Raw genomic sequence first — 21,235 nt, 5'->3', positions numbered from 1 at the left:
TCGGATCTGTAGGCCCAGCCGCTGGTTACTATTAATGGGTAAACGTATTGTTTAAATTTATGTATTGCGAGCTCAGCTCGAGCGATCGATTCATCATCGAGCACGCAATCACTAGACATAAGATGAGCAAGAACAGCTAATACCTTCATACCTTCATACCTTCATTCAGGGGTACCGAAGTTAGACACTCATGAATCATTAAATCGCCTACTCAAATCCTGTGTAACCTTGCGTTCTTCGGTTTTATATCCTAAAAAATCTAATCTTGCATATCGTTATCGGAAGCATTTGTTCAACCTGACTCAGTCGTGCTCTTTCATTAAAATTTATCGTAACTATTCAGCCGAACCAAAAAAATCTCTCAACAAGGTGCTGATGAATTATTTTCTGGGCATTTAAGCGCCGGGAGCGCTTATATAGCGACCATGGATGGCTTGAGCGGCCCAGTCAATGATTCATTAGCGCCCGATTTCCGGACCTCTGAATAGTTACGATTTATCTTATTACCTAAAATGATCCAGAGTGACTCTATCACCTCTTTTAGCTGCCACCCGATTTTTAGAACCGATAACCTCATCGTAAAATTTTGCCTCCAACCCATAACCCGGTCGAATTCGCCTAACATGATGCTTTGTTATCACCTCACCGACTTCGATATTATTTACAAAATAAAGAGAGCGCCTAAAAATTTTATTATTTTTTTCCGTATCAGATCGCATTAAATCTGGCTTTCCTATCGCCTGAAAAGCCTCTTGAGTTTGCACGACAAGAGCATGCATTTCACTCGGTTCAAGAGAAAAGCTGCTATCTACACCGCCTTTAGTACGATCCAAGGTAAAGTGCTTTTCAATAACACTTGCCCCTAACGCAGTGGCCACAACGCTGGCTAAATGACCCACAGTATGATCAGAAAGCCCAACCTCGACATCAAATTCTTTTTTTAGCTGCGCAATAGCCGACAGGTTCGATTCTGCAAGCTCAGCGGGGTAGCTACTAATGCAATGAAACAAAGCAATATTATGATTACCAGCTGTTTTTGCAGTATCGATAGCATTGGCAATTTCATCAAAAGAGGCCATTCCTGTTGATAGCAGTAAGGGTTTTTGTTTATTCGCGACATACCGAATAAGGGGCAAATCAACAATTTCGAAAGAGGCAATTTTATAGGCTGGCACATCCAGAGATTCCAGTAAATCAACGGCACTTTCATCAAATGGTGACGAAAACAAAGTCACATTAATATCTTTGGCAAAACTAAACAGTGACTTATGCCATTCAAAAGGTGTGTAAGCTTCGCGATATAAGTCATATAATGATCGTCCTTTCCACAGCCCTTTTTGTATTAAAAAATCATCTTTTTGTACGTCGATAGTCATGGTATCGGGCGTATATGTTTGAATTTTTACCGCATGTACACCAGCTTTTTTGGCCGCCATGATCGTGTTTTTGGCGCACTCTATCGAACCATTGTGATTAGCTGATATCTCAGCGATAATATATGGTGGATATTTATTTGATATTTCACGCTGACCGACAATTAATTTAGACTTATTCATAGCGTAAACCCTCTATATCTAATTTTTTTATTTCATCATCAATATTGGCATGCCAACCAGCAAAATTTTGAGGCAAATCACTTGCGTAATGGTGTGAGCCCAACCCTCTTTGCTTCTTAGCTTCCCATTCCCCTGTCAAAATTTTATCAACATATCCAATGAAAACATCCTCAAGCCTAGCATTTAAAGCTTTATATGTTTTTATAAATGTATCGTCATCTTCAGAAAAATTAACATACTCTTGCACAACAATAGGGCCAGTATCGATACCATCATCCACTAAATGAATAGTGACACCAGAAGGCGTATTATCATAAAACGACCAGAAATTCGGATGTGCACCTCGATTATAAGGTAAGTAAGCAATATGCAAATTAAATATAGGGCAGGCTAAAGACTTAATCATATCTGCGCTAATAATATGCCGATAACCGTAACTAACGACTAAGTCATAACCATTAATAGTATTAATACCATTAATTATTTCAGCGGTATGCGCTACTTGGCATTCTTTGTTGATCAGCGAATCAATAATTTTAGTTTGAGTTTCGTCGTACCCTAAAAATAGAATATTTTTTTTAGGATTTTTTATGGTATTTAACGCTCTCATAACATTAACCCTGGCCACTTTAGCACCACCGTTTGGGCATTAATACTGCCACACTGAAATCGTTTTACTGATGAAGAAAGCACATACAATAATACAAGCCACGTTCAAACTGATCAGGCTTTCTGATATATTTTAAGTGGCTGCCTATTTCTGCATTATTCCAGTGTGCATATCGAGGGCCACGCAACAAACGATGTAAAAGATTATGCTCAACAATCACTTTAATAAACGGCTCACAAAGCACCTTATCAAGAGCAACATAAACAACATCATCTCTAGTCCCCAGTTCAAAGGCTATTTTTTCAGTTTGAATCACCAGTCGAGTATTCGACACAAGGCCAATGTCTTTCGCTTTATTATGAAATCGCTGTGCCGCCTTCTTAATCAAAAGCTCTAAATCTTTATCATCCCAATCATCTTTATCAAAATCCAAGGGGTAAGAAGATATTTTTTTAACATAATCAGAGTAACTCATTGCGCCGAAAATTGTGTTTTTGATAAGCTTTCTCTGACTCACATCATAGATATCAAGCTGCTCCAAAAGAATACCTACAGGCTTAACCGGAGGTTTGATCATGGGCGGGTCTACTGCGAGTGCTTGATTGATAGCCTCGCCAGCTTCAAGCAGTGAGGGTACGCCACGGTAGTCAGTTAGATCTGATAATCGAGAGCCTAAAATATAGGTCCCTGCAAAAGGTGCGTAAGCAAATGGTTTAACGAGCTTTATATAGTTCACCGCTTGATCTAAAAATTGCTGCTCTTTTTTTTTGATCGCAGCAGTTTTTAGATCGATGCTATCAAACTCAAAGCACTGAGGGTATGGCCCGGCACCACCATATCCAACCAATAATAGATCAATATTTTTTTGGTGAATACGATGGGCAGTGATGGTATCCACCGCTAGCGCATAGGGGCAATCATTCGTATTAAGAATCACCTCACCATCACATTCGAAGACAGCAAGCGTATCAATTTGAGTACTGCCCATTTTTTTTTCAAGTGCGCCACAGCCCATAAACTTACCACAAAGTTCGGGATTACAATTATCTGCAGCATAAATTGTAATGCAGGCGTCATCACTTAGGTTATATGTTTGCCCATGATTGCATTCAATTACCTCAAAACCCCACATTTCGAGCTTACGCTTAACAAATTTTGCATCGTAATTATGAATCAACACTGGTTTTTTGTAGGGCAGCTTTTCAAAGGTTTTCTCACTCAAATGATCAGGATGTACATGTGACACATAAATATAGTCGTACTCAAGCGCATCAATCTGAGCATCACCAAAAGGAGGGTAGTGAAACCAACTGCCGTAGTATTCACCTTCTGTCAACCACGGGTCTGTCAGTAGTTTTACATCACCTAACTCAATGATTTGTGTCGCACTTTGTAAGTGCTGAACCCTCACTAGGCCACCCTCTTCAAAGCGACTGTTGGCTGTCGCGATATACTGTTGCTCAACATATCAAACTGATGCTGGCTATTGGCTAAATACTGCTTCATAGCCAGCGTCTCCCCTGGCCACTGCGCAGTGCATGCCTCATCAAAGACAATCACACCACCAATAGCGATACAGTCATCAAGAAAAGACAGGGCAAGACGCGTCGGTTCATATAGATCAAAATCAAGGTAGGCAAAAGAGCACAATGCCGCAGGGTTTTTTTGCGCATAGCGGGGGATTGTTTCTAATGCATCGCCAACAATAAGATGAACCTTTGATTGCAACTCAAATAGCTCTATAGCCTGCCGTAAAATAGCCTCATTACCGTGATAATTGCCCTGCTGATGCATGGCATAATCACCATCTTCTTTTGTCGCCTCGGGTAATCCACTAAAATTATCAAACCCAAAAATATTTTTGGGGGATGAGGGCTCAAGTAATGAGTTTACTTTTGCTAAAAACATCAGATTGGCACCCTTCCAGCTGCCAAATTCATAAATATCCCCCGGAACACCCACGGTGTCTTTGAGTAGCTCATAAGTCCACAACTTGCTCCCTAAAGTATGCACCCCTGCATACAAGCTAAATTGATCAATAAACTCATAGAGCTTTGGAATACCTAGATCACTAGAAAAGCGATTGCGATTACTTAAAAAATTATCACTGCTCATTTTTTTATTCCTGTCTTTGACCAATATACGCGCCCGATTCACCGCTATATCAACCTGAACAACCCATCATTCAGCCCTTGCGCACCAGCTGTTGCCAACTGATACCCTATACTTTAGCTTGCTGTCTTATAGTGTTGGCAGTAAATATAAGCTAATACTTAGCTTAGCTCACTTAAACTGCAATGCACGCACCTAACAAAAGATAATCAACAGCACAATATGACACCTTAATACACAAAGAGTAGATACACTGCGTGGCATGCGATAGGTGGTAGGTGAGATACAGCACAGGCAAGTACATGCAATAACACATGAAGCCGGCTTGCAACGGGAAGAGGAAGATAGAAGGATGTAGCATTGGCGCGATAGATGCGCTGTATCGCTCACTATTTTAGAATATTTTTACACGTAAAGAGCGCCTAAACCCCAGCGACACACTGGGGTTAGGCTTATATAATCACACAAATACAATTAAAGCGCTGTGCTTATAGTTATACTAAAGATTATTCCCACTCAATCGTGGCAGGCGGTTTACTCGATACATCGTAAGCCACACGTGAAATACCACTAATTTCATTAATAATGCGGTTAGAGACTGTCTCTAAAAGCTCGTAAGGTAAATGCGCCCAGCGCGCCGTCATAAAGTCAATGGTTTCTACAGCGCGCAACGATACTACCCACTCATAACGTCGACCATCGCCCACGACACCCACTGATTTGACGGGCAAAAAGACTACAAAAGCCTGACTGGTTTTATGATACCAATCCGCTTTATGCAGCTCTTCTAAAAATATAGCATCGGCTTCGCGCAGGATATCGGCATATTCTTTTTTGACTTCACCCAATATACGCACACCCAAACCAGGCCCTGGAAACGGATGACGATAAACCATATCGTAAGGCAAGCCTAACTCTAAACCTATTTTGCGCACCTCATCTTTAAATAATTCACGCAAAGGCTCGACCAAGCCCAGCTTCATATCTTCAGGTAACCCACCCACATTGTGGTGTGATTTAATCACATGTGCTTTACCTGTTTTAGCCGCAGCCGACTCAATCACATCCGGGTAAATAGTACCTTGCGCCAGCCATTTAACATTATCTATTTTTGATGACTCTTCATCAAAAACATCGATGAAGGTATTACCAATGACTTTACGCTTTTGTTCTGGGTCGCTAATGCCTTGTAGTCGTGATAAAAATAGCGCTTCGGCATCCGCACGAATGACTTTCACTCCCATGTTTTTGGCAAACATATCCATCACTTGGTCGCCTTCATTTTTGCGCAGCAAACCATTATCCACAAACACACACGTCAACTGCGTGCCAATCGCTTTATGCAATAAAGCCGCGACTACCGAAGAGTCGACACCACCAGAAAGCCCCAACAACACATGATCTGTACCCACTTGCTCGCGCACACGTTCGATGGCATCTTCAACAATATTCGCTGGCGTCCACAGTGCATCACAACGGCAAATATCTAACATAAAGTGCTTCAATAAGGCGCCACCTTGCGTGGTATGTGTCACTTCTGGATGAAACTGCACACCGTAGAACTGCTTGCCTTTATGAACCATGCCAGCGATTGGGCACGATGGCGTACTAGCCATAATTTCAAAGCCAGCAGGCATCGCTGTCACTTTATCACCGTGACTCATCCATACATCTAACAATGCAGTACCGTCAGCGTTGACATGATCTTTTGTTTGTTTAATAAAATCATTTTCACCCGTTAAATGAATTTGTGCATAGCCAAATTCACACTCATCAGAGCCTTGTACGGTACCGCCTAATTGCATAGCCATAGTTTGCATGCCATAACAAATCCCTAACACAGGTACGCCATAGTTAAATACAATCTCTGGTGCACGCGGAGAACCCACACCAGTGACGGACTCTGGACTGCCAGCTAAAACGATACCTTTGGGCGCAAAAGCGATTATCTCATCTTCGCTCATATCAAATGCGCGAATTTCACAATACACGCCAATTTCGCGAATACGGCGTGCAATAAGCTGAGTATATTGTGAACCAAAATCTAAAATCAAAATGCGGTGAGTATGAATATTAGAGTGCTGCGCGTCGGTAACCATAAATGAGCCTGACAAAAATAAGTAGTAGAATAACAGTATGAGAAAATAGGTAACAAAAAAAAACAAAAAAACCGCCCAAGGCGGTTTTTTTGAAGCGGCGCGCAGTTAGCGGCCGCTAATCGGATAATTAGGAGCTTCTTTAGTGATATTCACATCATGAACATGACTCTCACCGATACCTGCAGAGGTAATGCGTACAAACTCTGGCTTGGTGCGCATGGTGTACATATCGACGCTTCCCGTGTAACCCATAGCCGCACGTAAACCACCCATTAATTGGTGCGTAATCGCTGCTAGCGGCCCTTTGTAGGCGACGCGTCCTTCAATGCCCTCGGGTACCAGTTTTTCCATACCTTTGCTAGAATCTTGAAAGTAACGATCAGATGAGCCTTGTGTTTTAGACATCGCACCCAGCGAGCCCATACCGCGATAAGATTTATAACTACGGCCTTGAAATAACTCAATTTCACCCGGTGCCTCTTCGGTACCAGCAAACATCGAGCCCATCATCACGACACTCGCTCCCGCAACAACAGCCTTGGCCAAATCACCTGAAAAGCGAATGCCACCGTCAGCAATCACAGGGACATCAGTATCTTTAAGTGCTTCGGCTACATTGGCAATTGCACTAATTTGCGGCACACCGACACCTGTCACAATACGTGTTGTACAAATAGAACCTGGGCCAATACCGACTTTAACGGCATCGGCACCAGCAGCCACTAACGCTAACGCTGCCTCCGCAGTAGCAATATTGCCACCAATGACTTGTACATCAGGGTAATCTTTTTTGATTTTAGCAACACGCTCTAACACATTTTTGGAGTGCCCGTGCGCGGTATCCACCACCAAAACATCCACACCGGCTTCAACCAATGCCTTAACGCGGTCATCAGTATCTGGGCTGGTGCCAACGCTCGCGCCAACACGCAAACTACCGGCAGAATCTTTGCAAGCGTTCGGATAAGCTTCGGCTTTATTGATGTCTTTAACCGTAATTAAACCGGTTAACATGCCAGCATCATCTACCACTAAGACTTTTTCAATGCGGTGCTTGTGCAAGAGCGCACGCACCTCTGCAGGGCTAGTACCCTCTTTAACCGTAACCAGCTTTGCTTTTGGCGTCATGATGCTGCCAACCGTAGCATCAAGGTTAGGCTCGAAACGCACATCGCGCGCTGTCACAATCCCCACCAAATCGCCACCATCTAAAACTGGCACACCCGAAATATTATTAGCTTTAGTAAGATTGATAAGAGCGCTGATGCTCGCTGAAGAGTCAATAGTAATAGGATCTTTCACTACACCGGCTTCGAACTTTTTTACCAAATGAACATGCCGCGCCTGATCTTCAATAGTCATGCTCTTATGAATAATGCCAATGCCGCCCTCTTGAGCTATAGCGATTGCCAAACGTGACTCGGTCACCGTATCCATGGCCGCAGAGACCAAAGGCATATTTAAGGTAATACCGCGGGTTAATTGAGTTTTAATACTAACGTCTTTAGCAGTGACTTCGGAGTGGCCGGGCACCAACAACACATCATCAAAGGTTAACGCTTCTTGAGCGATCCGTAACATAGGGGCTACCACCTTAATTTAGGCAAAAAAAAAGTGCCTGAGTCCATCGTTTTAGGGCAAATGATGACACATTCGTTGCCATAGAACAGACTAAAAACTCAAAACAGCTTTAACCACATAAAAATTAGCGCCGCATTATAGGCGTTTAGTGAAGCGGGGTAAACGTCGTTATTAGTCTATGCATATAACTGCTTTCAGCATCACTGACAATAGGCCTAGTAAGTCTTGCTGTTCTGGGCCAGCCGCGACACATCCACCGCCAGTAATGACACGGTAGCGTCTTATTTTTGATCGCCAATCAACCGAATAATAAGATGGGCATAATAGTCAATGAGGCACGGGTATAACTTTGGGTATTAATTATGTGAATAGATCCCAAAATCAGGCCATCATATTTGACTTATTCACCATTAAAACCAACCATGATGGGGTTATACGAAGGAGTCATGCAACGTCGTTTGGCGCCTTAGCGCCTTTAGTGTGCCGCATGGTTCATGGTTCATGGTTAATGTGCAGGTATGCAAATATATGGCGTGCCAATATATAGTTTGCCCACTCAATTATAGTACCGCAGACATGGCACGATTACGCACACTTTACAGTAGAGCGCTCAATATATATCACGCGTTGACAGCGTACCTACCATGCATGGACACCAAGAACACAGCAATTCAGTTTTAAAACAACACCGTGCACAAGCATCGCCGCTATTAAGGTATAACGCACCCCAAAGCGGTTATTCAGGCATTGCTCAGACTAACAGTAACCCCTGAATGGCCGTGCTTAAGTCTGATTAAAACCATTAAAGTGAGGTTTTGGCAACATGATCAAAAAACTTAGTACAGTACTGCTAGCAAGTATACTGGCAGCGTGTGTTTCCGACGGCGATGAAAACCCGCCTACAAATGGAGGAGCATTGTCGAGTAACCCCTCAAGTGCACTCAGTAGCTCGAGCACCGCAAGCAGCAGCGCGCCCACAAGTCATAAAACCGGCGCTCAACTGTACAAGGCACATAACTGCGCCGCCTGTCACGGCGATGATGCCGCCAACCCCACTCAGCCTATTGTGTTTGCCAACTGGAATCAAAACAGTCTCGCTAAGCGCATCAACGATACGATGCCGCATACCATCGGCTTACCCACCGATTGCGTTGGCGAGTGCGCAGATAAAGTCGCCGAGTATGTTTTAAGCTTAGCGCCTGTAGTCGCTTGTAACGAGCCTGCGCAAGCACTTCCTCAGCGCTTGCGTCTACTCACCAACCGCGAATACGCCAATACCATTAACGATTTACTCGGGCGCACAGATGGTGAAGAGCTCATCAAGGCAATCCCTGTCGACACGCGTATTGCAGGCTTTGACAATAACGCCAAAGGCTCTTCAGCAACTGCTGGCCGCGTTGATGCCTACTGGAGTGTTGCTCAAAAAATCGCCGACACCCAAAGCAATATCAATAATCTTTTAGGCTGTGGGCAACAGCAACAAAACCCAAGCCAAGATGATATCCGCCGCTGCGGTGATATTTTTGTCCCAGCATTTGGCAAAAAGGCCTTTCGTCGTCCGCTCAATAACGAAGAGCTCACAGCCTACAAAGCCATTTTTAATGCCGGTAATACAACGGCCGAAGGCTTTGCATACACCTTGCGCGCCTTTTTAAGCTCACCCAGCTTTTTGTATCGCAGCGAAATTGGCAAGGCCAATGCAGGCCAATATCAACTCGATAACTATGAACTCGCAAGTTTATTATCTTACACGCTCTGGGGGTCTATGCCCGATGAGACGCTACTCAACGCCGCTAAAAGTGGCGCCCTATCGAGCGCTAATACTTTACGCCAGCAAGCCGAGCGACTCTTAAAGGACCCGCGCGCCCAAGCACAGTTTGCACATTTTGGCCGCCAGTGGCTCAATGTAGGTAATGTCTCTGCCGAAGCGAAAGATACAACGATTTTTTCTAACTACTCTGTGCAAATTGCCAACCACATGGAAACCGAACTCGATCTTTTCTTGCAAGAGCTCTTTTTAGGTGGCAACTACAAAACCGCCGATATCTACACAGCCAACTTCACTTACCTCAATCGCGATTTGGCCCAGTTTTATGGCATTAACAATACCAATACCAATGACTTCCAAAAAGTCACGGTCGATAATAAACGCCAAGGCGTACTCACCAAAGGCGCTGTCCTAACCATTAACGCCTCATCAAAAGAAAATCACCCAATTAAGCGCGGCTTACTGATTCGCCGCAACTTATTATGCCAAGAATTTGGTTTACCCCCCGCGAATGTTGGCGAAATTGAACCACTGGACCCAAGCAAACCATTGCGCGAGCGCTCTTCGGCACACAGTAACAATCCCGCTTGTGCCGCATGCCATCAACATATCGACCCTCTGGGTTTTGCTTTTGAGAACTATAATGGTGTTGGCCAATACCGCACCACCGAAGGTAACAACCTCGCCATTGATGCCACTGGCAGCTTAATTGGTATTAAGAGCATGGCTGATCTTGATGAACACAACTTTGACGATCTACAAGGCCTTACGGATATTTTAGCCAACCAAGGCCAAGCACAAGTGGAATCTTGTTTAGCCACTCAGTATCACCGCTACTACCAAGGTGTTGCTAAGCCTGATATCTGTGAAGTACAAAATACGGTCTCGCGCTGGCAAACCCAGTCAGGCACTCTCATGGACTTATGGTTAGCGCCACTGTCTGATCCTAACTTTATGATGCGCCGCTAGGAGTTTATATAATGAAAAGACGTACTTTACTTAAAAATTTTGCTGTTGGCGCTGCAACAACTGCCGCGCCACTGACTTCTATTTTAGCGCGCTCAGCTATGGCCGCCGAGAATAATACACGCCTTAAAACACTGTTTATATTCCACCCTAATGGCGCTGTACCTGATTACTTTTTCCCTAAAGCTGGCACCATGGCCTTGCCCCCCATGACCAAGCCACTCGAAAAAGTCAAAGAGCATTTACTTTTTTTAGATGGCCTAGGCTATGCAGGCAAGCCGCACACCCATGAGGGTGGCTCTAAAAAATGCTTAACAGGTTTTGGAACAGACTACCCCACCATCCAAAGCCCGCACGGACTATCATCTATTGATGTTCAAATGGGCAAAGAAGACTGGGCCAATCGCGATCAAACACAAATCACCGTACCCTCAATTCAAATGGGTTGCGGCACCAAGTGGGGTGATAACTTTGATAAGCGCATAAGCTTTGATAAAGGCAAAGATTTGCACGCTGTTGATGATCCACGCATTTTATACCCGCAGTTATTTGGCGGTGGTGGTGATAGTAGTGAGCAAGCTGGCGATGCCAGCCTTAAAATATTAAGCGCTATACAGGGCGACTTAAAGCGCCTACAAGGCAAGCTGGGTCAAGTTGAGCGCGAGCGTTTAGAAATGCACGCCGATTCCCTCACTGTACTAGAGGCCAAACTCAACCCCAACAACTCCGGTGGTGGCAATAGCTCAAGCCTTTGCACTAACACCCCCGACCTTATGCAGTTTGGCACCGGCGGCAACGATGCATTATGGCGTACTAACATTTTAGGTGCCGTATCCGATGTTCAGCAAGATCTGGCTATTCAATCATTAGCATGCGGTTTAACACGCTCTATCGCCTTTAGCTATGGTGTATCGGTATCGCCTATTATTGTGCCTGGCACGTCGGCTGGCGACCACGATCTTTCACACCAAGATGCCGATGCACATACCACCAGTAAAATTTGGTGGATGGCCCAAATTGCTAACTTTATTGAAAAAATGGCCAATACACCCGATGGTGCCGATGGTAGTAGCTTGCTTGACAATACCATCGTAATGACGGTGTCCGATTTAGGCCATGGCAACCGCCACAATCACTTTCAAGTTCCAACGTTTTTAGCCGGCGGTAAAAACGCAGGCCTTATAACTGGCCGCTCAATCGATTTGGCACCTTATGGGGCGACAGGCGTGAAAGGTGATCAAAACACCAATGATAAATCGATCAACCACTCAGACGTACTAGCCACTATTGCTGAAGTATGCGGTTACACCTCATGTGTATTCCCTACCACCAGCGACAACGGCAATGGTCGTATCCATAACGCATGGAAAGGCGCAGATATGCCGTAACAAGCGGCTCATCATATCTTGTTTAACACTAAACGCTCTCCCAGGAGGGCGTTATGTTTAGTAACTCATATGACTCTATCTACTCTTGCTGTACGGTTTTTTGTAATATCAATTGTCACTATTGAGGCAAGCTGAAGATTTCACCTGATAGGGTACTAGTACTCATCGGTTATTGTCTCGGCATTTAAGCGCCGGGCCTTTTAGGGAAAGCAAGTGCTAGACAGTACAACGGCATAAGGCTATGCAAGATTAGACTTTACAGAAGCACTAAGTCGAGGAGTGCTAAGTCGAAGAGCACTAAGTCGCCGATAGCTTGAGCGGCCCAAGCAATGATACATTCGTGCCCGATTTTGATAGCTCTGAAGGGTTACTATCAATTTATCACTTATCGACCAGCCAGATACACTGCCCCGCAGCCTTATGAATGGCCTGCAGCTTAGCTTCGTGTAGCTTCAGCTCAGCGTCGCTCGCCATAATAATAGGCAGAGGTTGCCGCTCACTAGACAGCCGCTGAATTGTTTCAACTTTTACCCCGCCACCATCACTCTCTTCACTCTCGCTCAGTGCAAGTGTTCGCTGACCGCCAGTCATCAACAAATAAACGTCAGCTAAAATCTCAGCATCCAGTAAAGCGCCATGTAAATCACGCGATGAATTATCAACACCATAGCGCTTACACAATGCATCGAGATTATTTTTTTGACCAGGGTGCTTATTGCGCGCCATCGCTAGGGTATCGAGTACACTGCAAATATCAGCTGTTGCAGCCAAACCCTGATTCAATAAGGCAAACTCATTATCCATAAAGCCCACATCAAATGGGGCATTGTGAATCACCAACTCAGCACCGCGAATAAACTCACGAAACTCATCCACAATTGCCGCAAATACAGGTTTTGCAGCTACAAACTCATTTGTTATGCCATGCACAGCCATGGCACCTTCATCAATTTCACGCTCGGGATTAATATACTGATGGTAATGTCGACCAGTCAGTTTTCGGTTAATCAATTCAACGCAGCCAATCTCAATAATACGATGGCCAAGCTTAGGCTCTAAGCCTGTAGTTTCAGTGTCTAATACTATTTGACGGGACATTCACATTCTCGGATTTTTAATCAATAAGGTCATGATTCAGAGGGACAAAAATGGGGCACGTATTAGTTATTGGCTGGACCACTCAAGCCAATAACTATGTACTAGAACAACCCACAAACTACAACTCTTCAACGCCACGATTAGCCAGTTGGTCAGCCAGTTCGTTTTCTGGATGGCCGCTGTGGCCTTTAACCCAAAACCAGCTCACTTCATGGCGTTGCGATTGTTCATCGAGCTGCTGCCAAAGCTCAGCATTTTTAACAGGCTTTTTAGCCGCCGTACGCCAGCCGTTTTTTTTCCAATTTTTGAGCCATTCGGTAATACCTTTACGCACATATTGGGAATCGGTGGTGAGCTTGACCCTACAGGGCTCATTTAGCGCTTTTAAGGCTTCTATCGCGCCCATAAGCTCCATCTGATTATTGGTCGTATTTTGTTGACCGCCATACAAGCGCTTTTCATGCTCACCAAAACGTAACACGGCTCCCCAACCCCCAGGGCCTGGATTACCTTTACAGGCACCATCGGTGAATATTGAGACTGATTTTTTGCTGGTATTCAATAGAGCCTTCTTTTATTAAACAGAGTGATTACAATCCCCTTAAACCCGCTAGTTTTTAGGGCCCTTATTCACATTGCGAATTAAACTCAAGCGCGCTGCGCCACGGGCCGTGATAGGCTGAGGGGCAAGTTTAACGCCTTTCAAAAAGCGCGTATCCCGGGCGGGCTTATGCAGCCGCATGCCTGTTACCATTTTGCGCGCAACAATACAGTAAAAATGACCAAAAGGTAGCTGTGTTTTTGCCCTTAAGCCCTGCGCCAACTTAGCGTTCGGTACCCTTTTAAATAAAGGTGTTTGACTGCACCCTAAAAATGTTTCTTGGGTCTCGAAACCCAGTAGCTTTAGCCAATCATTTAAGCGATTACTCGCTAAGCTATGGCGTGCCCAAAAAGCGCTGGTATTCGCCAGTTGCGCAAAAGGCTTCAGTGCACCGGTGAGACTTAAAGGGTCAAAACCCACGATCACAACATGACCATGCGCAATCGTCACTCGACTCACCTCGTTTAACAGCTGGTGCGGGTTAGCCGAATATTCTAGCGCATGATGTAACAGCGTCACATCCACACTCTCATCAGCCAGAGGTAAAGATTCTAGCTCACACGCCAAATCAGCAGGTGCTGTTGTATTAAACCCCACTCGTGTGCAATGACAAATACGGCTCGATTGATAAAGCTTTGTATTAGGTAAAATGCTCATTTGCAATAAGTGGTAACCAAACAAACAACTCAAGGCCTTATCAATGGCCATTTGCTCCTGTGCAAGTATGCGCTGCCCCGTCGGCGCTGCAAACCATTGATCTAGGGCCTTTGCAGCTTGAGGTAAAGCGACGATCTGCTGGCGCTGATGTATCGAATGCGCCAAACGTTTGAACTGTTGCTGCAAAAAAAACATAAACACTCCTATTGGTAAAACACTTGCCGCTCAAGCGCTGGCCAAGTCGCCAAGTGTCTATATCCGCTAAATACGGTATGCTAAATACGGTATAGCGTACTGAAGCCAGATAGTGTGTACTCAACACCCTTAATAGTAGTCATTGCGCACCTAGCCTAGGAGTTTAACCCTCTAGGACCTCAAAGTCACAAAACTCACTAAAGTTCTTGCGACTTCACTTATACTATCTTTACCTAAGCTTAAGCGTATTATCGCCCTATTACATATGACCTCATCGCATACAATTTCACCTAATACCATCAACGGTCACAAACACACAATTTGCGCCATTCCTATCTTTGATGACAATTACGTCTGGCTAATTCACGATGACACCCATGCTTGGGTCATAGACCCAGGGCAAGCAACGCCTATTGTCGCCAAAATAAACGCACTAAATTTAACCCTGAAAGGTATTTTTATTACCCATAGCCATTGGGATCACGTCAACGGTATTAATGAACTGATCAGCTTAAGCTACGCCACCGAGGCACTCCCGGTTTACGGCCCTGCCAATATTCACCCCAGCATTAACCGCCCCGTTAGCGATGGCGACACCCTAAAGCTCAATGGCTTAACGCTGGAGGTATGGCACACGCCAGGCCATATGGCTGAGCATTTAAGTTTTTACTGCCCACAAGTCAACGCATTATTTTGTGGTGATACATTATTTTCGGCCGGCTGTGGGCGACTCAAGCAAACCGGCGATATACAGCAATTATTCAATAGCCTAAACCGCATTCAATCACTGCCTCCGCAAACACAGATTTTTTGCGCGCATGAGTACACGCAGTCCAACCTCCAATTTGCACAAACCGTAGAGCCCAACAATTCAGCTGTTGGTGAATACATAAAAGTCATCGAGCAACTGCGCAAGAATAACCAACCTAGTATTCCTTCAACATTGGCCACAGAGCTTGCCTGCAACCCTTTTTTACGCACTCACAAGCCTGCCGTTATAGAGGCCGTCGTTAAAGCCAGCCCTACCACAACGTGCAACACAGCAACGTGCGACACAACCCCTCTCGCCGTATTTACAGCACTGCGTAACTGGAAAGACACTTTTTAGTTACGATGACATCTAGGATAGAATTATTTGACTAGCGTTAATTTACACACCGCCAAAAATTCTTTATTCCCATCGCCACCCTTAATAGCGCTTGGTGTATAAAACAATACGGTAAAACCTAAAGTATTTAATAGCGTCTTAAATTTTTCTTCTAGCCCTTTATATAAACGGGTGTCCTGCACTAAACCGCCTTTACCTAAAGCTTCTGGGCCAAGCTCGAATTGAGGTTTAATGAGTGTTATTAAATAGCCATTGGGCGTTAGAAGCTGTGCAATATTAGGCAATATTAATGTTTGTGAAATAAAAGAGACATCCATAACGGCAATATCAAACCCTGCTGGGGCATAACGGAGCACATCGGTAGTAAGGTGCCGAGCATTGACACCCTCTAGACATACCACACGCTCATCTACTTTTAGTGATGCCACTAATTGATCGCGCCCCACTTCAATACCGGTGACTTGAGCGGCCCCGTGCTTGAGTAAACAATCGGTAAAACCACCGGTCGACTGACCAATATCAATGGCAGCCATACCCACCACATCAATGCCGCTTAATGCCAAAGCGCCCTCTAACTTTAAGCCTGCACGTGAGACATAACGCATATCGGGGTGCTCGCCCACTTTTAATACACTGTCGACAGGTAATTTAAGGGAGGCTTTGTTTTGAACGCGCCACTGGCCAGCGGTCATTAACTCAACTAGCCCAGCCTCTATCAATTTTTGCGCTTGCGTTCGCGTTGCCGCCAAACTTTGCTCTACTAGTACTTTATCTAACCGTTGCACAAGTTGCAGCCTTATTGATTACTTATTGATTACTTATTGATAGTGTAACTTATGGGTAGGGAGTCATATTTATAAAAGGCCGCTAGCTTACTCAATAACCGCAACGCGGTACAATGCTAACTCATCAATATGACCCAAGTCGCCCTAATTTATGCCAAAAAATAACTTACCCATTTTTGATTGCCTACCCAAGCTACTCGATGCACTGGCGCAACATGATCAAGCCGTACTACAAGCACCGCCGGGGGCCGGTAAAACAACTCAAGTACCTTTAAGTTTATTGGAGCAACCTTGGCTTAAGGGCAAAAAAATTATTATGCTAGAGCCGCGCCGTGTTGCAGCCATTAATGCCGCCAACCGCATGGCTAAAATGCTTGGCGAGCCAGTGGGTCAAACAGTTGGCTACCGCATGCGCCAAGCGGTTAACGTTAGCCCGCACACCCGCATAGAGGTCATTACCGAAGGTTTATTAACTCGCTGGCTACAAGATGATCCCGAGCTTAGCGATATTGGTATTATTATTTTTGATGAATTTCATGAGCGCAGTATTAACACAGATACCGGGCTTGCTTTAAGCTTGCAAGCGCGCGAGCTTTTTAGGGACAGCCACAACCCGCTCAAGCTACTGGTTATGTCGGCCACTTTAGATGGCGCCGCGATTGCCACACTTTTAGATGATGCGCCTATTATTACCAGTCAAGGCCGCAGCTACCCCGTTGATACAATTTATTACCCACCACCTAAAAAGCAGCACGGGCAAGCCTTTAATGATATCACCGTGCATGTTAGTCATACTATTCAAAAGGCTGTTGCCGAACAAACCGGCAGCGTATTGGTCTTTTTACCGGGCGTAGGCGAAATTAACCGCACCCTTAAGCACCTACATAATACTTTACCCAATAACACACACTGCCAACCCCTACACGGCAACTTACCTTTAAAAGAGCAGCAAGCGGCTATCACCCAAACTGATCATGGCAAGCGCAAAATAGTATTAGCCACCGATATTGCAGAAACCAGCTTAACCATCGAGGGCGTGCGTATTGTGATTGATGCCGGCTTATGTCGCAGCCCGAGCTTTGACCCCAATACGGGCCTTACCCGCTTACACACCCATAACAATGCGCAATCTTCAACGGAGCAACGCGCCGGCCGCGCCGGCCGTATGGAGCCTGGCATTTGCTACCGACTGTGGAGCGAAGCGGCGCAACATCAACGCGCCAAACACGCTACCCCCGAAATTTTAGCCGCCGATTTAACCCCTTTATGTATCACATTACTTCACTGGGGTTGCAATAACCCCAGTGAACTCACTTGGCTAGATGCGCCGCCTAGCGCAAACTGGCAGCAAGCACTCAACACCTTACAGTTATTAGGTACTATTGACGACAACCAGCAATTAACCCCCACCGGAAAACGACTGGCCAATTTTGCCTGCCACCCTCGCCTAGCACTCTTACTCCTAAAAGCCGAGCACTACGGTGCCAACAAGCTCGGCAGTACATTGGCGGCTATATTGAGCGAGCGCACGCCTAAGCACATGGATGCTAACCTTGCCACTATTTACCGTGCAGCCACAGGCTTAGACACTATAAACCCAGCGCACAAAGGCTGGCAGCAGCGCGTACAACAATTAGCTCGGCAATTTGCACAAGGCTTGAGTGCAAAAAAAGTCACTGCTGATTACGACGAAAGCGATTTGATTGGCTTATTACTGGCCCACGCCTTTCCTGAGCGCATTGCAAAACTCAAAAATACGAATACTCAAAATACAGTATTTCAGCTAGCTAATGGGCGCGCAGTACAAATTTCAACACATGAACATTTAGCGCATACACCGTGGTTAAGCATTGCCGAAGCCGGAGGTATTGCAGGTAAAAACACCGATACCATTTATGCCGCTTGCCCATTAAATAACACATTTTTTAATGATGAGCTTAAATATCTGACTAAGCAAAACACCCTTGCCCAGTGGGATGACAAAGCCGGTCGCTTTATTGCCGAACAAAGGACACAACTTGGCAAAATTATTATTCAACAGCAAACACAAACCTCACTCCCAAAAGAGGTTAAAACAAAAGCGCTGCTAGAGCTGATCAAAAATAAAGGATTAGACTTTTTACCTTGGTCGCATGAGGCCACTCAATTTATTGCCCGCGTTAATTTACTGCACACTACAATAGGCGAACCTTGGCCAAGCTTTAGTCATACAGCATTGCTCAATACACTTGATGACTGGCTAGCGCCTTATCTCAGTAATATTAATACATTAGCTGACTTTAAAAAATTACATTTACTTCAGCAATTACACAGCTTGCTGCCTTGGCCGCTTCCGCAAGAGCTAGACATCCTTGCACCCATAAGCATCGCAATACCTAGCGGGCGAAATGCTGCCATAGACTACAACAACACCCCGCCGATACTCGCGGTAAAGCTACAAGAAATGTTTGGTTGTGCGCAAACACCCAGTATTGCTAATGGCCAAATAAAACTGACCGTGCACTTGTTGTCACCTGCGCAAAAACCACTGCAAATCACTCAAGATTTGGCCGCTTTTTGGGCTGGCGGGTATCAAGAGGTAAAAAAGGAAATGAAAGGCCGCTACCCGCGCCACCCGTGGCCGGATGACCCGTTGAGCATGCAGGCAACAGCTAAAACCAAACGTCGCTTACAATTAGATCAAGGCTTCTAATTGTAAGCACTTAAATTAAGATCTCTGAATTTAGGCACGCAGGTTTTTATTTGTGCGGATTATTTAATGCGCCGCCGCAACGATTACAAAAGCCTGCGTCTTTATCGTGGCCGGCTTTACCGCAGTTAGGGCAATTAATTAAGCTACGATCGCGTTGAATTTCTTGTGAGAACTCAGCCGTTAAGATACCTGTAGGGACCACAATAATAGAGTAGCCTGTTAACATCGCAAGCGATGCTACGATTTGGCCAAAAACGGTTTGCGGAGTAATGTCACCATAGCCCACAGTCGTAATAGTGACGATGGTCCAGTAAATACTGCGTGGAATACTCGTAAAACCATTACTGGGGCCTTCAACTAAATACATAATCGACCCGAAAATAGTCGCAAAGACCAGGACCACCATAAAAAATACAAATATTTTATGGCGCGCCTGTAACATTGAACGGACTAATAAATTAGCCTCCACTATATACCGCATTAACTTAAGTACGCGAAAAACACGCAATACCCTAAATAAACGTAGCATTAATAAGTAATTGGTACCAGGTACCAATAGGCTAATATACGCAGGTAAGATCGATAACAAATCGATCACACCATAAAAGCTGCGGACATACAAAATGCGACTAGGCGAACAATAGAGACGCGCTAAATATTCCACGGTAAAAAAGAACGTAAACGTCCATTCAACATAGCGCAATACCAGTCCCCAGCGCTCATTAAGTGCCACTACAGTATCTAGCATTAAAGCCACCACACTGAATACAATGGCGTAAATTAAAACGAGATCAAAGAGCTTACCGGCTGGCGTTTCTGTGCCAAAAATCACATCGTACAGTTTCTGTCTGAATGGGCTCATAAGTTTTAAAAAAATAGATTGGAGCATACAGCTCGATAAATGACAGCCTATTGTATAATAGCCACTTTTTAGGAGCCAACAATGAGCAAAAACTCACGCCTTGTCTACTCTACTGAGCAAGGGCGCATCAAACAAACCCCAACCACAAACACGCACATTACACCAGGTGACGGCATTGTACGCTTACACCGCGAAAGTAAAGGCCGTGGCGGTAAAGGGGTCACCTTAATTAAGGGGGTCCCTTTAAATGAGGCCGACCTCAAAAAGCTCAGTAAAGAACTGAAACAAATCTGTGGCACAGGCGGTACGGTTAAAGATGGCATTATAGAGATACAAGGCGAGCAACGCGACAAGCTAAAAGTCACTCTCGAGAAAAAAGGCTACATCGTTAAAATTGCAGGCAGCTAAATAATCTATGACTAAGCTCAGCATGCAGCTCAGTACATCAAGAAAACGAAACTGGTTTGATCTTTGCTCTACCTGTGTATCGTTCAGCAATATGACTGTATTGCCAGCTTTTTGACAGCGTAATGATACTTAATAATTTGACGACCGAGGTAGATCATGCCAGCAGATTTTTTTTGGCCACTGTTACAAAACACCCTCCAAATTGCCCTAGGAGGCGCAATCGCTTTGGCTACCGCGTGGTGCGTACTACGCTTTAAACACAAAGATCACAGCACAAGTCCAGGTGAGCGACGCCTTATGATATTAGAGGAGGTCTCGCGTGAGGTCGGCTATGTTAACCACTGTTTTGCCCGATATTCATCACTGGTCATTGAATCAACCCGCTTTGGTCAAACATGGCCGGGGGCTCGTAAGTTAGAACTTGAGCGCGTCAATGCCGAGCTGGTTGAGGAATTTAAAAAACTCGCGGATGCTGAAGCTAAGCTGCTCATGTTAGGTGAAAAGACCATGGAAAAAACATTACGTTTATACGCCGCTAAAATCGCTCTTTTTCGCAAGCAAGTGTATGTGGGCAGGCAGGATATTAGCGAACAAGAAATTTCTGATTTAAAAGCGACTATTTTAACCTTACGCGAGCAGTTTTATGACCTACTGAGTCGGCGTTATGATCGCCTACTAGCTGTGTGATCGGCTCACACCTATAAACACACTCTTAAGCCGGCGTCGCTTAACCAAAATACGACTTAAGC

The 21,235-nt window shown here is 44.9% G+C and carries 17 protein-coding genes; 6 read left to right on the top strand and 11 right to left on the bottom strand.

All coding sequences use genetic code 11. The annotated features are described in order from the left end of the window. Window positions 1–503: 503 nt before the first annotated feature. The 6 genes from pseI to guaB form a co-directional block, all read right to left on the bottom strand. Window positions 504–1,556: a pseudaminic acid synthase gene (gene pseI, locus AC438_RS05690; protein ID WP_053980277.1), complete on the bottom strand. Its 1,053-nt coding sequence runs from the start codon at window positions 1,554–1,556 to the stop codon at window positions 504–506. Beyond that, a complete protein-coding gene (locus tag AC438_RS05685) occupies window positions 1,549–2,166 on the bottom strand; it encodes a formyltransferase family protein (RefSeq protein WP_053980276.1) in 618 nt (205 codons plus the stop codon). Before AC438_RS05685 ends, pseI begins: the two co-directional genes overlap by 8 nt. Window positions 2,167–2,230: 64 nt before the next feature. Continuing rightward, window positions 2,231–3,577 (bottom strand): MBL fold metallo-hydrolase, encoded by a 1,347-nt coding sequence (locus tag AC438_RS05680; RefSeq protein ID WP_053980275.1) that lies wholly within the window; start codon window positions 3,575–3,577, stop codon window positions 2,231–2,233. Then, window positions 3,577–4,281, bottom strand: coding sequence for a TylF/MycF/NovP-related O-methyltransferase (locus tag AC438_RS05675; protein WP_053980274.1), 705 nt, complete (start codon window positions 4,279–4,281; stop codon window positions 3,577–3,579). Before AC438_RS05675 ends, AC438_RS05680 begins: the two co-directional genes overlap by 1 nt. Window positions 4,282–4,784: 503 nt before the next feature. Further along, window positions 4,785–6,377, bottom strand: coding sequence for a glutamine-hydrolyzing GMP synthase (gene guaA / locus AC438_RS05670; RefSeq protein ID WP_053980273.1), 1,593 nt, complete (start codon window positions 6,375–6,377; stop codon window positions 4,785–4,787). 105 nt (window positions 6,378–6,482) lie between these two features. Then, window positions 6,483–7,958, bottom strand: coding sequence for an IMP dehydrogenase (gene guaB, locus AC438_RS05665; protein WP_053980272.1), 1,476 nt, complete (start codon window positions 7,956–7,958; stop codon window positions 6,483–6,485). An 823-nt stretch (window positions 7,959–8,781) separates the two neighbouring features. Between guaB and AC438_RS05660 the strand changes: the two genes are divergently transcribed. Beyond that, complete coding sequence (locus AC438_RS05660; protein ID WP_053980271.1) at window positions 8,782–10,695, top strand: DUF1592 domain-containing protein; 1,914 nt, start codon at window positions 8,782–8,784, stop codon at window positions 10,693–10,695. A gap of 11 nt (window positions 10,696–10,706) precedes the next feature. After that, window positions 10,707–12,080 carry a DUF1552 domain-containing protein gene (locus AC438_RS05655; RefSeq protein ID WP_053980270.1) on the top strand — a complete coding sequence of 458 codons (1,374 nt, stop codon included), beginning with the start codon at window positions 10,707–10,709 and terminating at the stop codon, window positions 12,078–12,080. Window positions 12,081–12,461: 381 nt separating this feature from the next. Here the strand turns inward: AC438_RS05655 and dnaQ are convergent, their stop codons facing one another. The 3 genes from dnaQ to AC438_RS05640 all read right to left on the bottom strand — a co-directional run bounded on the left by dnaQ (window position 12,462) and on the right by AC438_RS05640 (window position 14,631). Next, window positions 12,462–13,178, bottom strand: coding sequence for a DNA polymerase III subunit epsilon (gene dnaQ, locus AC438_RS05650; protein WP_053980269.1), 717 nt, complete (start codon window positions 13,176–13,178; stop codon window positions 12,462–12,464). Between the two features lie 118 nt (window positions 13,179–13,296). Beyond that, the gene (gene rnhA, locus AC438_RS05645) at window positions 13,297–13,740 is read right to left on the bottom strand and encodes a ribonuclease HI (RefSeq protein ID WP_053980268.1); all 444 of its coding nucleotides are present in this window, start codon (window positions 13,738–13,740) and stop codon (window positions 13,297–13,299) included. 48 nt (window positions 13,741–13,788) lie between these two features. Next, on the bottom strand, window positions 13,789–14,631 hold the full coding sequence (locus tag AC438_RS05640) for a methyltransferase domain-containing protein (protein ID WP_053980267.1): 843 nt from the start codon (window positions 14,629–14,631) through the stop codon (window positions 13,789–13,791). A 265-nt stretch (window positions 14,632–14,896) separates the two neighbouring features. On the opposite strand from AC438_RS05640, the gene gloB reads away from it, so the two are divergent. Next, window positions 14,897–15,739 carry a hydroxyacylglutathione hydrolase gene (gene gloB, locus AC438_RS05635; RefSeq protein WP_053980266.1) on the top strand — a complete coding sequence of 281 codons (843 nt, stop codon included), beginning with the start codon at window positions 14,897–14,899 and terminating at the stop codon, window positions 15,737–15,739. 23 nt (window positions 15,740–15,762) lie between these two features. On the opposite strand, the gene AC438_RS05630 is transcribed toward gloB, so the two are convergent. Beyond that, a complete protein-coding gene (locus AC438_RS05630; protein ID WP_053980265.1) occupies window positions 15,763–16,524 on the bottom strand; it encodes a TlyA family RNA methyltransferase in 762 nt (253 codons plus the stop codon). 151 nt (window positions 16,525–16,675) lie between these two features. On the opposite strand from AC438_RS05630, the gene hrpB reads away from it, so the two are divergent. Continuing rightward, window positions 16,676–19,216: an ATP-dependent helicase HrpB gene (gene hrpB / locus AC438_RS05625; RefSeq protein ID WP_053980264.1), complete on the top strand. Its 2,541-nt coding sequence runs from the start codon at window positions 16,676–16,678 to the stop codon at window positions 19,214–19,216. Between the two features lie 46 nt (window positions 19,217–19,262). On the opposite strand, the gene AC438_RS05620 is transcribed toward hrpB, so the two are convergent. Further along, a complete protein-coding gene (locus tag AC438_RS05620; RefSeq protein WP_053980284.1) occupies window positions 19,263–20,078 on the bottom strand; it encodes an ion transporter in 816 nt (271 codons plus the stop codon). Between the two features lie 81 nt (window positions 20,079–20,159). Here AC438_RS05620 and yciH point away from each other — a divergent pair, with 81 nt between their 5' ends. Together yciH and AC438_RS05610 are read left to right on the top strand one after the other, a co-directional pair. Continuing rightward, window positions 20,160–20,486, top strand: a complete 327-nt coding sequence (gene yciH, locus AC438_RS05615) for a stress response translation initiation inhibitor YciH (protein WP_053980263.1) — start codon at window positions 20,160–20,162, stop codon at window positions 20,484–20,486. Between the two features lie 156 nt (window positions 20,487–20,642). Beyond that, complete coding sequence (locus tag AC438_RS05610) at window positions 20,643–21,173, top strand: hypothetical protein (RefSeq protein ID WP_053980262.1); 531 nt, start codon at window positions 20,643–20,645, stop codon at window positions 21,171–21,173. Window positions 21,174–21,235: the final 62 nt, after the last annotated feature.

This window comes from Marinagarivorans algicola (assembly GCF_001292705.1).
GTDB classification, from domain to species: domain Bacteria; phylum Pseudomonadota; class Gammaproteobacteria; order Pseudomonadales; family Cellvibrionaceae; genus Marinagarivorans; species Marinagarivorans algicola.
Note: the sequence above shows the minus strand (reverse complement) of the source record. Positions and strands in the feature narration are given on the sequence as shown.

Bases quoted from the DNA above. Each gene is read 5' to 3' on its own strand.
- pseI (WP_053980277.1), bottom strand. From the start codon at position 1,556: ATGAATAAGTCTAAATTAATTGTCGGTCAGCGTGAAATATCAAATAAA.
- AC438_RS05685 (WP_053980276.1), bottom strand. From the start codon at position 2,166: ATGAGAGCGTTAAATACCATAAAAAATCCTAAAAAAAATATTCTATTT.
- AC438_RS05675 (WP_053980274.1), bottom strand. From the start codon at position 4,281: ATGAGCAGTGATAATTTTTTAAGTAATCGCAATCGCTTTTCTAGTGAT.
- guaA (WP_053980273.1), bottom strand. From the start codon at position 6,377: ATGGTTACCGACGCGCAGCACTCTAATATTCATACTCACCGCATTTTG.
- guaB (WP_053980272.1), bottom strand. From the start codon at position 7,958: ATGTTACGGATCGCTCAAGAAGCGTTAACCTTTGATGATGTGTTGTTG.
- AC438_RS05660 (WP_053980271.1), top strand. From the start codon at position 8,782: ATGATCAAAAAACTTAGTACAGTACTGCTAGCAAGTATACTGGCAGCG.
- AC438_RS05655 (WP_053980270.1), top strand. From the start codon at position 10,707: ATGAAAAGACGTACTTTACTTAAAAATTTTGCTGTTGGCGCTGCAACA.
- dnaQ (WP_053980269.1), bottom strand. From the start codon at position 13,178: ATGTCCCGTCAAATAGTATTAGACACTGAAACTACAGGCTTAGAGCCT.
- AC438_RS05640 (WP_053980267.1), bottom strand. From the start codon at position 14,631: ATGTTTTTTTTGCAGCAACAGTTCAAACGTTTGGCGCATTCGATACAT.
- gloB (WP_053980266.1), top strand. From the start codon at position 14,897: ATGACCTCATCGCATACAATTTCACCTAATACCATCAACGGTCACAAA.
- hrpB (WP_053980264.1), top strand. From the start codon at position 16,676: ATGCCAAAAAATAACTTACCCATTTTTGATTGCCTACCCAAGCTACTC.
- AC438_RS05620 (WP_053980284.1), bottom strand. From the start codon at position 20,078: ATGAGCCCATTCAGACAGAAACTGTACGATGTGATTTTTGGCACAGAA.
- yciH (WP_053980263.1), top strand. From the start codon at position 20,160: ATGAGCAAAAACTCACGCCTTGTCTACTCTACTGAGCAAGGGCGCATC.
- AC438_RS05610 (WP_053980262.1), top strand. From the start codon at position 20,643: ATGCCAGCAGATTTTTTTTGGCCACTGTTACAAAACACCCTCCAAATT.